Annotated in this window: 10 protein-coding genes; 5 read left to right on the plus strand and 5 right to left on the minus strand. The window is 66.4% G+C overall.

Annotation, left to right across the window (positions count from 1 at the left end):
• Positions 1-21 precede the first annotated feature (21 nt).
• Together ACOZBP_RS14035 and ACOZBP_RS14040 are read right to left on the minus strand one after the other, a co-directional pair.
• Positions 22-1,293, minus strand: coding sequence for a glycosyltransferase family 4 protein (locus ACOZBP_RS14035; protein WP_422676933.1), 1,272 nt, complete (start codon positions 1,291-1,293; stop codon positions 22-24).
• Positions 1,293-2,285 carry a KpsF/GutQ family sugar-phosphate isomerase gene (locus ACOZBP_RS14040; protein WP_422676934.1) on the minus strand — a complete coding sequence of 331 codons (993 nt, stop codon included), beginning with the start codon at positions 2,283-2,285 and terminating at the stop codon, positions 1,293-1,295. The genes ACOZBP_RS14035 and ACOZBP_RS14040 overlap by 1 nt, the downstream gene beginning before the upstream one ends.
• Positions 2,286-2,468: 183 nt before the next feature.
• Here ACOZBP_RS14040 and otsB point away from each other — a divergent pair, with 183 nt between their 5' ends.
• Genes otsB through ACOZBP_RS14055 form a run of 3 tightly spaced genes read left to right on the plus strand, consistent with a single transcriptional unit; the run spans position 2,469 to position 6,438 of the window.
• Entirely contained in the window at positions 2,469-3,233 is a 765-nt protein-coding gene (gene otsB, locus ACOZBP_RS14045; protein ID WP_422676935.1) for a trehalose-phosphatase, read from the plus strand.
• Positions 3,230-5,017 (plus strand): glycoside hydrolase family 15 protein, encoded by a 1,788-nt coding sequence (locus ACOZBP_RS14050; protein ID WP_422676936.1) that lies wholly within the window; start codon positions 3,230-3,232, stop codon positions 5,015-5,017. The genes otsB and ACOZBP_RS14050 overlap by 4 nt, the downstream gene beginning before the upstream one ends.
• Complete coding sequence (locus ACOZBP_RS14055) at positions 5,014-6,438, plus strand: alpha,alpha-trehalose-phosphate synthase (UDP-forming) (RefSeq protein ID WP_422676937.1); 1,425 nt, start codon at positions 5,014-5,016, stop codon at positions 6,436-6,438. Before ACOZBP_RS14050 ends, ACOZBP_RS14055 begins: the two co-directional genes overlap by 4 nt.
• On the opposite strand, the gene ACOZBP_RS14060 is transcribed toward ACOZBP_RS14055, so the two are convergent.
• Positions 6,435-7,046, minus strand: a complete 612-nt coding sequence (locus ACOZBP_RS14060) for a glutathione S-transferase family protein (protein ID WP_422676938.1) — start codon at positions 7,044-7,046, stop codon at positions 6,435-6,437. The two genes, ACOZBP_RS14055 and ACOZBP_RS14060, sit on opposite strands and share 4 nt — an antisense overlap.
• Positions 7,047-7,156: 110 nt before the next feature.
• On the opposite strand from ACOZBP_RS14060, the gene ACOZBP_RS14065 reads away from it, so the two are divergent.
• The gene (locus tag ACOZBP_RS14065) at positions 7,157-7,867 is read left to right on the plus strand and encodes a helix-turn-helix transcriptional regulator (protein WP_422676939.1); all 711 of its coding nucleotides are present in this window, start codon (positions 7,157-7,159) and stop codon (positions 7,865-7,867) included.
• Here ACOZBP_RS14065 and ACOZBP_RS14070 read toward each other — a convergent pair.
• Both ACOZBP_RS14070 and ACOZBP_RS14075 read right to left on the minus strand, forming a co-directional pair.
• Positions 7,861-9,063, minus strand: coding sequence for an acetyl-CoA C-acyltransferase (locus ACOZBP_RS14070; RefSeq protein WP_422676940.1), 1,203 nt, complete (start codon positions 9,061-9,063; stop codon positions 7,861-7,863). The genes ACOZBP_RS14065 and ACOZBP_RS14070 overlap by 7 nt on opposite strands.
• 214 nt (positions 9,064-9,277) lie before the next feature.
• On the minus strand, positions 9,278-10,186 hold the full coding sequence (locus ACOZBP_RS14075; protein WP_422676941.1) for an SDR family NAD(P)-dependent oxidoreductase: 909 nt from the start codon (positions 10,184-10,186) through the stop codon (positions 9,278-9,280).
• Positions 10,187-10,384: 198 nt separating this feature from the next.
• On the opposite strand from ACOZBP_RS14075, the gene ACOZBP_RS14080 reads away from it, so the two are divergent.
• Positions 10,385-11,139: outer membrane protein (locus ACOZBP_RS14080; RefSeq protein WP_422676942.1), on the plus strand; the 755-nt coding region annotated here is incomplete at its 3' end.

An 11,139-nucleotide genomic window follows, 5' to 3' on the forward strand; every position in this document is an offset into this window, starting at 1 on the left:
GCTTCAGTTATCGCCAAATGCTTACCCGGGTGCGGGCACCGCCGCCAGTGGGGGCAGGAGATGATCCTCGATCGACTGGAAATGGCTTTTCCAGGTTGGGGCGCAGTAGGGGGGGGCGTCAGGGCGTCGTCGCGTCGCCGCTTCCAGAGCCGCTAGCCAGCCCAAGCCATCCAGAGGATCGATCAGGGTCGCCTGAGGCACCAGTTCGCGGTGGGCGGGAATGTCTGAAGCGATCAACGGCACGCCCAGCGCACAAGCCTCGACCGCCGGCAGGTCGAAGCCCTCCACGGAGGACGGGGCCAGAACCGCCTGCGCCCCGCTCATCAGGTCGGCCAGGGCAGTGTCGGGCAGGTTTTCGACCTGATGCACCAGGCCCTGGAGATTGGGTGAGCGCTGAAGATGATCCAGCACAGCCTCGTTCTCCCAACCATAGCGCCCGATCAGCACCAGACGAGGCGCTTGGTCGCCCATCTTCTCCTGCAGACGCCTCCAGATGGTCAGCAGGAAGGCCAGATTCTTGCGCGCCTCGATCGTGCCGACATGGACGAAATAGGGTCGTCGTTTTGCGCTCGGCTCGCCCTTCAGGAAGATCGGCTCCAGCCCCAGATGAGCGACGTCGATGGGCGGGGCGGCGAGACGTTCCCGCTCGGCGAACGCCATCAGTTCATGGGCGGTGTAGCGGGAGTTGACGACGATGCGCGAGGCATGGTGCAGCGCCGTCAGGACCCGGCGCCGATGCTTGGCGCCGTCGCCCGGGCGACAGAATTCGGGATGGGTGATGGGGATCAGGTCGTGTAGCATGACCACGCGATCGATCCCCTGAGCCCCCAGGCTGGTCAGGATTTCTGGCGTGTTCAGACTGGTGTGACCCACGTTGAAATAGAGCTGGGCCGGCGGGGGCGCGGCCACTCGACGCGAGCGGAAGTACTGCTTCCAGACGCGGGTCTTGTTTTTCGCCTTGGGCTGATGCGGATCGGGGGCGTCGCCGATCACAGAGGTGGTAGGCTGTTCGGCTTCCAGGGCGGCGAACAGGCGGCGTTCGTCGGCGTTCAGCGCGCGGTCGGAAGGACTGCCGGTCCAGCGGCTGCGCAAGTCGACCATACAGTCCCGGAACCAACGCGGGTCCACCGCCGCCAGCTGGTCGTGGCGCGATCGAACCGGCACCATTCGGTAGTCGGGATGCTCCACCAGCCATTCGGCATAGGCCAGGCAAACCCGGTCAACGCCGGTCGGTGCGCTACGGTCAGTGCGGCTCAGAAGCCGACTGGCGTCGAACAGTATGTCCTGGGTCATCAGGAGACGTAGCCGGCCTGCATCAGCTCGGCGACGTGGATGATGGCTGTGGGCCGGTCATCCTCGACCACAAATAGGTTGGCGATCTTGTTGCTGCTCAGCAAATCGACCACGTCGCTCATACGGGCGTTTGGATCCACCGTGATCGGGCTTCGGCTCATGATGTCCTCAGCGCGAACGGCGGCGATGTCGCTGGAGAAAGCGCGGCGAATGTCGCCGTCGGTGATGATCCCGGCCAGGGCGCCGTTGGAGTGCAGGACAGCGACAGCGCCTTTGCGGCCCGCCGAGATAGCCGAGACGATCTCGCTGAAGCTGGCGTCCACCGGGACGCTGGCGGGGGTGGCGGCGTTGTCGCCCATCCATTCGCGCACGCTTTGGAGACTCATGCCCAGGGCGCCGCCGGGGTGGTGAAGGCCGAAATCTTCCCGGGTGAAGCCGCGACGGTCCATCAGCACCATGGCAAGGGCGTCGCCGATGGCGAGTGTCATCAGGGTCGAGGTGGTCGGCGCCAGGCCGTTGGGGCAGGCTTCGGCCACCTTGGGCATGGTTAGGCTGACTGCCGAGTGACGGCCGAGGAAGCTGCCGACCCGTTGGGTGATGCCGATCACCGGGATATCGTTGCGTTGGCAATAGAGCAGGGGGTCGCGCAGTTCGCGGCTCTCGCCCGAGTTGGAAATGGCCAGCAGGGTGGTGTCCGGACGCAGCATGCCGAGATCGCCGTGGCTCATCTCCGCCGGGTGAACGAAGAAGGAGTTGGTGCCGGTCGACGCCAGGGTAGCGGCGATCTTGCCGCCGATATGGCCGGACTTGCCCATGCCGGTCACGACCAGATAGCCGGGGCGCGACAGGATGATGTCGCAGGCGCGCGCGATCGCCACGTCGATGGAGCGCTCCAGCGCTTCCAACGCCTCTATGTTCAACCGCACGACCTCGCGCGCTCGGTCAGTCATGGCGGCGATCTGTTCGGGCGACGAATGAATCGAATCGGGCATGGCTTGGGCTCCTGAGCGCCGGACCGCTGAGGCGGTTCTTCATGGCGTATGGCGAATTGCCCCATCTGGATTGTTCGCACAATGGCCAGGGTGCGGCGGAATTGTCACCTGAGGAGACAACCTTACCGGCCTCTATGCGTTACGGTCAGTCTCGACATCAGCTGAAAAACGAGTCCGGACCTTATGCCGTCTGCATCCGGGGCTATCGCCTCACGCCTGCCTGAGCCGCCTGTCGCCCTGCAAAATCCCGCCCTGTTTCTGGATATGGACGGCGTTCTGGCGCCCTTGGCCCCCACGCCGGACGCCGTGGGACCCGACGCACGACGTACCGATGTGTTGACCCGACTGACAAAGCGTCTGCAGGGACGAGTGGCCATCGTCAGCGGGCGTACCCTTGGCGAGATCGACAGGATCAGCGATGGGGCGGCGCGCGCCGCCTCGGGCGTGCATGGCCTGCAAAGGCGGCGCGGCGACGGCTCCCTGGCCAATCGCTCGCCTGATCCGGCGGTCAGGAAAGTGGTCGCCGCCTTCGACGCCTTCGCCGCCGAGCGACCGGGCGTGCTGGTCGAAGACAAGGAATTGTCTGCGGGTCTGCACTATCGTCAGGCCCCCAGCGTTTCAGACGAGGCTCTGGCTCTGGCCGCATCCCTGGCGCTGGAAACCGGCCTCGCCCTGCAGCCCGGCTCCATGGTTCTGGAGCTGAAGACCCCGGGCACGGACAAGGGCGTCGCCCTGACCGCATTTATGGCCGAAGCGCCCTTTTCAGGAACAGTGCCGATCATGGTCGGTGATGATCTGACCGACGAGCATGGCTTCGAGGCCGCCGAGGCGCTGGGCGGGTTCGGGGTCCTGGTGGGGCCCGAACGCACGACGGCCGCCCGATATAGACTGGATGACGTGGCCGCCGTTCTCGACTGGCTGGATCAGATTGAAGGAGGCCCGGCATGAGCCAGCCCAACCTCGACCTCGCCCCGATCGGCAACTGTTCGGTCAGCGCCCTGATTGACCGGAGCGGTCGCTTTGTCTGGGCCTGCGCGCCACGCGTGGACGGCGATCCGATCTTCTCGTCCCTGATGGACGGGAGCGATCCCGATCACGGATTCTGGTCGATCGAACTGGAAGGACAGGTGTCTGTCGAACAGACCTATGTCCGCAATACAGCTGTCTTGCGGACCGTCCTGACGGATGAAAAGGGCGCGTCGGTCGAGGTGCTGGATTTCGCACCCCGGCACCTGAAGCACTCGCGCATCTATCGACCCATCGCCTTTGCGCGCGTGGTGCGACCGTTGTCGGGGGCGCCGCGCATCACGGTGCGTCTGCGTCCTTCGGCGGACTGGGGCGCGCGTCGGGCGGAACAGACTTCGGGTTCGAACCACATTCGCTACCTGTGCACCGACGTGACGCTGCGGCTGACCACCAACTGCCCTGTCACCCATGTCCAGAACGAGCGGACCTTCCGGCTGGAAGGCGAGCTGGCCTTCTTCCTTGGCCCGGACGAGGGATATGATCAGTCGGTCATGGCTGGCGTGTCGGCCGCTCTGGATCTGACAATCCAGCACTGGAAGCTGTGGACCCGCACCCTCTATGTGCCGCTGGACTGGCAGGAGGCGGTGATCCGCGCCGCCATCACCCTGAAGCTCTGCGTCTATGAGGAGACGGGCGCCATCGTGGCCGCCATGACCACCTCGGTGCCCGAGTTCCCGGAAAGCGGGCGCAACTGGGACTATCGCTTCTGCTGGGTGCGCGACGCCTATTATACGGTGCGGGCGCTCAACCGGCTGGGCGCGGTGGACATCTTGGAGAACTACCTCGGCTACCTGCGGAATCTGGTGGACGACGCCCAGGGCGGCCATGTCCAGCCCGTCTATGGCGTGGGGCTGGAGGCGGACATCGGCGAGCGCGTGGTCGAAAGCGTCGCGGGCTATCGCGGCATGAAGCCGGTGCGCGTCGGCAATCAGGCGCACGAGCACCTTCAACACGACGTCTATGGCCAGATCGTGCTGCCGCTGGTCCAGGCCTTCTTCGATGAGCGGATGCTGAGGCCCGGCACCATCGAGGACTTCCACGCCCTGGAAAAGGTCGGCGACCGCGCCTTCGCCATGCACGATCAGACCGACGCCGGTCTGTGGGAGTTCCGCACCATTGCCCGGGTCCACACCTATTCCTCGGTCATGTGCTGGGCCGCCTGCGACCGGCTGGCCAAGGCGGCGCGCCATCTGGGCCTGACGGAGCGCGGCGAACTGTGGGACGAGCGGGCTCGTCTGATCCGGGCGCGGATCGAGGCCGAGGCCTATCTGCCGGACGAGGGCCGTTTCGCCGCGAGCTTCGGCGGGACGGAACTGGACGCCTCTCTGCTTCAGATGACCGATCTCGGCTTCCTCGACGCCCGCGACCCGCGTCAGGTCAAGACCTTCGAGGCGGTCGAACGGGACCTGAAGAAGGGGCCCTATCTGTTCCGTTACATCCATCCCGACGACTTTGGAGAGCCTGAGACGGCCTTCAACTTCTGCACCTTCTGGTTCATCGAAGCCCTGCACCTGAACGGCCGGACGGAAGAGGCGCGAGTCATCTTTGACGAGATGCTGAGCCGTCGGACCCATGCTGGCCTGCTCAGCGAGGATATCTCGCTTCAGGACGGCGAGCTGTGGGGCAACTACCCGCAGACCTATTCCCTGGTCGGGATCATTAACTGCGCCGTCCTGCTCAGTCGTTCGTGGCAGGACGCGCGATGAGCCGGCTGATCGTTGTCTCGAATCGCGTCTCGGCGCCCAAGGATCCTGCCGCCGGTTCGGCAGGCGGGTTGGCCATGGCCCTGTCGGCGGCGCTGCGCAAATACGATGGCCTGTGGTTCGGCTGGTCGGGCGAGACGGTCGAGCAGTTCACCGGCGAACTGAACATCGAGGACCGGGCCGGCGTCACCGTCGCCACCGTGGATCTGGAGCCGCAGGACGTCGACGAATATTACAACGGCTACGCCAACAAGACCCTTTGGCCCCTGTTTCATCACCGGGTCGACCTGACCGCCTACGAGCGGTCCTACGGCGAGGGCTATGAGCGCACCAATCGTCGCTTCGCCGAAGTGTTGCAGCCGCTGATCCAGCCCGACGACATCATCTGGATCCACGATTATCACATGATCCCCATGGCGCGGGACCTGCGCCGGCTGGGGGTGAAGAACCGCATCGGCTTCTTCCTGCACACGCCCTGGCCTGCCCGCCAGTTGCTGGTGACCCTGCCGCATCATCGACGGCTGGTGGAGTCGATGTTCTATTTCGACCTGATCGGCTTCCATACCGACGAATGGCTTGGCCTCTTCGAGCGCTACGTCGAGGTCGAGGTCCGGGGCAGGGTGTCGTCTGATCACGTTCTCGAGGCCTTTGGACGCCGGGTTCAATGCGGGGTCTTTCCCATCGGTATCGACGTGGACGGCTTCCTGGCTGCGCGCGACTCGAGTCTGGGCGGCAAGACCTATGACCGGATGGCGGCTTCAGCGGCGTTTCGTTCGATGATCGTCGGCGTCGATAGGCTCGACTACTCCAAGGGCCTGGAGCAGCGGATGCTGGGGTTCGAGCAGTTTCTCGAGGATAATCCGGCCCAGCGGGGCGAGGTCTTCCTGCTCCAGGTCACCCCGATCTCACGCGACGACGTCGACACCTATCAGGACATTCGTGGACGACTGGACGCCCTGGCCGGGCGGATCAACGGCGCCTATGCCGATATGGACTGGCAGCCGATCCGCTATCTCAACCGCACCTTCCGGCGGGACCAGCTGGCGGGCATCTATCGTGCGGCCAAGGTCGGCCTGGTCACGCCCCTGCGCGACGGCATGAACCTGGTGGCCAAGGAATATGTCGCGGCCCAGAATCCCGACGATCCCGGTGTACTGATCCTGTCGCGCTTCGCCGGCGCCGCCGAGCAGATGGGCGAGGCCCTTCTGGTCAACCCCTTCAGCCGCGAGGAACTGTCCGAAGCGATCAAGACTGCCCTGACCATGCCGCTGGAGGAGCGCATCCGCAAATGGAAGGCGCTGATGCAGGTCGTGCGCGACACCGACGTGGGGATATGGCGCGACAGCTATGTCGGTGCGCTCAAACAGGTCGCGATCCGCGCCGACGACGACATGGTCGCCGACGCGGTTGAATCTGCGGCCTAGCTGGCCTCGGCGTATTGCGGCGGCGCGCCGTCGCGGGCGAGGGCGCGCGCATGGGCGGGGCGGCCCGCCAGCCGCTCGACATAGGCGTCCAGCACCGGGCTTTCCGGCAAATGTTCGCGCGCCCAGGCCACGGTGCTTCCGATCAGGACGTCGGCCACGGTGAAGCGGTCGCCCATCAGCCAGGGGCCTTCCCACAGGGCCTCCAGCAGGCGGGTGACGGCGGCGTCGTAGCGGGCCTTGGCGTAGGCGTCGGCGTCCACCGCCCCGGTCACCCTGTTCCACAGCGAGGGCTCGAACTCGCCCGCTCCCCAGAACAGCCACGTCAGCAGCGGTCCTCGTTCAGGCGCGCCCGGCGGGAACCCGAGACCCGCCTCGGGGTGCAGTCCGGTCAGGTAGAGGGCGACCGCCGCCGATTCCGTGATCAGGGCGCCGTCGTGCAGCAGGGCCGGGACCTTGCCGTCGGGATGGGGGTTCTTCGGATCGGCGGCGCCCGTGCCGTCCATGCGGCGGATGTCGCAATACTCGATGCGGCAGTCGGCCCCCAGTTCCTCGATCAGCCAGACCAGGCGCGAGGAACGGGACCAGGGGGCGTGGAACAGGGTCAGCATCGATAGTCCTCCCAGATATCGCGCCGCGACGGGGCGTCGGCGGCGTCTGTCTTGACTACTGACACCCTGCTGCCACCATGCTGTCAGCAGTCTTCGGCGAGGGTGGGGACATGAGACGCGCCGACCGACTGTTCCAGATCATCCAGGTGCTGCGCCGGGCCACGCGTCCGGTGACGGCCGACGCCATCGCGGCCGAGCTGGAGACCTCCAAACGCACCATCTATCGCGACATCGCCGCCCTGCTGGGTCAGCGGGTGCCGATCCGGGGCGAGGCGGGGCTGGGCTATGTGCTGGACGGCGGGTTCGACCTGCCGCCGCTGATGCTGACGTCGGACGAGATCGAGGCGGCGGTGCTGGGGGCTCAGTGGGTGGCGGCGCGCGGCGATCCGGCCCTGGCGAGGGCGGCGCGTGATCTGACGGCCAAGATCGCCGCCATCGTGCCGGAACGTCTGCGGTCGGTGGTGCTGGAGCCTTCAGTGGCCACGCCTCCGCCGTGGGAGCAGAAGATGGAGACTGTGGATCTGGCGCGGGTGCGGGCCTGGATCCACGCCGGACGCAAGCTGCGGCTTTTCTACGCCGACGAGCAGGGGCGCGAGACGACGCGCGTCATCTGGCCCTGCCTGATCGGCTATCATGAGAGGGCGCGTCTGCTGATCGCCTGGTGCGAGACGCGCGAGGACTTCCGCAGCTTCCGCGCCGACCGGGTGGTCGACGCCGAGTTTCTGGACGACCGCTACCCCGGTCGGCCCGCCGTCCTGCGCCAGCGCTGGTTTGCAGCAATGGAGACGCGGCGGGCCGCCGAGTGCGAAGGGCCTCAGTAGATTTCGAACAATCCAGCGGCCCCCATGCCGCCGCCGATGCACATGGTGACGACGCCGTACCTGGCCCCGCGCCGCTTGCCTTCGATCAGGACATGGCCGGTCATCCGGGCGCCTGACATGCCGTAGGGGTGGCCGATGGAGACGGCGCCGCCCGAGACGTTCAGCCGGTCGTTGGGGATGCCGAGTTTGTCTCGGCAATAGAGGACCTGCACGGCGAAGGCCTCGTTCAGCTCCCAGATGCCGATGTCGTCCATGGTCAGGCCGTGACGTTTCAGCAGTTTGGGCACAGCGAAAACCGGGCCGATGCCCATTTCATCCGGCTCGCAGCCCGCCACGGCCATGCCGCGATAGGCGCCGAGCGGCTGCAGGTTGCGTTTCGCCGCCTCGCCCGCCTCCATGACGACGCAGGCCGACGCGCCGTCCGACAGCTGCGAGGCGTTGCCGGCGGTGATGAACTCGCCCTGCTGGATTTCCTCGCCGCCGCCGAAGACGGGCTTCAAGGCCTTCAGGCCTTCCAACGTCGTCTCGGGACGATTGCCCTCGTCCTTCGACAGCGTGATTTCCTTTGAGGTGGTCTCGCCAGTGGCCTTGTCCGTCACCAGCATGGCGGTGGTCATGGCCACGATCTCGGCGTCGAAGCGGCCGTCCGCCTGGGCCTGAGCCGTGCGCTGCTGCGATTGCAGGGCGTATTCGTCCTGGGCGTCGCGGCTGACGTTGTAGCGGCGGCTGACGACCTCGGCGGTCTCCAGCATCGACATATAGATGTGGGGCGACAGCTTCAGCAGCGCCTCGTCCTTCATCCGGTACAGGTTCATGTGCTGGTTCTGGACCAGGGAGATGCTCTCCAGCCCGCCGCCGACCGCCATCTTCTGCTGGTCGAAGATGACCTGTTTGGCCGCCGTGGCTATGCCCATCAGCCCCGAGGCGCACTGGCGATCCAGGCTCATGCCTGGCACGGAGGAGGGCAGGCCGGCGGCCAGGGCCACCTGACGCGCGACGTTGGTGCCCGTCGAGCCCTGTTGCAGAGCGGCGCCCATGATGACGTCCTCGATCTCGGCCGGATCGACGCCGGCGCGCTGAACCGCGTGCTTCACCGCATGGGCGCCCAACTGCTGCGCCTGGGTGTCGTTGAAGGCCCCCCGATAGGCCCGGCCGATCGGGGTGCGGGCGGTGGAGACGATGACGGCTTCACGCATCTGCGATGCTCCTTCTTTGTTTTGAGGGCGCTATCGCTCGCGACGCGGTCGCTCGCTGCATGAGCGCGTTTCCTGTCTAACCAAGGAGAGGATAGGCGCCTCACGTCGGGTCAACGCAAGGCGCCTTCGTAGAAGTGAACGGGCCAGCGGGGCGCCGTGTCCTGATCAAGAAACGCGTTTCGGCCTCAAGTAGCGCGAAGCGCGATAGGCCTCTCTAAGAAGAAAGCGCAGCTTTCGCCTTGGTCAGTTCGATCATGCCCTGGGCGGCGCCCATGTCCGGGACAATCTCGTTCTGGCGGTCCGAGATGGCGTCGAAGCGGGCGGCGACCTGTTCCGGGGCGTCGGCGCCGATGGCGAAGTCGCCCTGCGTCAGGGTGACATAGGCGCGTTCGAAGCCGCCGGCGCCGGCGGCCAGGATGGCGCGGGTCGGGGCGTCGCGGCTGACCAAGTGCAGCAGGCCCGGCGTCACCAGTTCCGGCCCCAGGGCCTCCAGCGGCAGGGCGGCGCCGAGATCCTCGGTCATGCGGGTGTGGGCGGTCGGCGCCAGGGCGTTGACGCGAATGTCGTTCTTGGCCCCCTCGATGGCCAGGGTCTGCATCAGGCCGACCAGGGCCATCTTGGCCGCGCCATAGTTGGCCTGACCGAAGTTGCCGAACAGGCCCGATGACGAGGTGGTCATGACGATGCGGCCATAATTCTGGGCCCGCATGATGTCCCACACCGCCTTGGTGCAGTGGACCGCGCCCATCAGATGGACGTCCATCACCAGCTGGAAGTCGGCCAGTTCCATCTTGGCGAAGGACTTGTCGCGCAGGATGCCGGCGTTGTTGACCAGGATATCGATCCGTCCCCAGCGGGCCATCACCTCGGCCGCCATGGCCGTGACCGCCGCGGCATCCGTGACGGATGCTGCGTTCGCCATGGCCTCGCCACCGGCGGCGACGATTTCGGCGACCACGGCCTCGGCCGCCGTGGCGGAACCGCCCGAGCCGTCGCGGGCGGCGCCCAGATCATTGACCACCACTTTTGCGCCGCGCGCCGCAAGGGCCAGCGCATGCGCGCGGCCCAGGCCGCCGCCCGCGCCCGTCACGATCGCCACCTGACCGTCGAACCTGATTGACATCACGCGCCTCCGTTGTGTTTCAAAATGGTCCTAGCAGCGGCGAAGGCGGGAAAGAATGGCCATTTATGTTGAAATGGCGCCACACCTGTCACAATCTTCCGGAAGATGGCGGAACCGGAGCGTTCGCATGTCGTTCGGCCCACTGAGCGCTACCGCCTTATGCGGGGGCATTCGGATCAACTTGAGTGTGAGGACACCATGAAGCTCAAACTTCTCGCCAGTGTCGCCGCCGCCGGACTGTTTGCCGCCGGCGCTGCGTCGGCTGAGCCGGACGGCTGGTACGGCGCAGTCGACGCCGGCTACCATATCATCGACGACATCAACACCGAGTCGTCCACTCGCGGTTCCAACTGGAACTGGGAAGTGAACGACGGCTGGGCTGCTTTCGCCCGCCTCGGCTACCGCTTCAACCCCAACTGGCGCGTTGAACTGGAAGGCGGCTACCGCTCGGGCGACATCGGCACCGTGCGCGCCGTCTCGGGTCCGCAAGGCCTGTGCAACATCACGCCCGCCACCGGTCCGTGCTACTCGCCCGAAGGCGACATCACCTCGACCACCCTGATGGCCAACGTCATCTATGACTTCGGCTACTCGGCCTGGGGCATCCGTCCCTTCGTCGGCCTCGGCGTCGGCGCCAACCACGTGAACACCGACACCGTCGGCCGTCTGCGTCAGGATCCGGCCGTGGCCTTCGCCGCGGACGACAGCTCGACCAAGTTCGCCGCTCAGGCGATCGCCGGTCTGGCCTGGGCCGTGGGCGACCGCGCCAACGTCGACCTGACCTACCGCTACCTGACGGGCGACGCCTCGTTCAACACCTTCTCCAGCTCGGCGACCAACGCCTTCGGCGAGATGTCGGGCGACTACGACCAGTCGCACACCGTGACCCTGGGTCTGCGTTACGCCTTCGGCGCCGAGCCGGCTGCACCCCCGCCGCCGCCTCCGCCCCCGCC

Origin of the sequence: Brevundimonas sp. NPDC058933 (genome assembly GCF_049315965.1) — a bacterium.
Lineage (GTDB): Bacteria > Pseudomonadota > Alphaproteobacteria > Caulobacterales > Caulobacteraceae > Brevundimonas.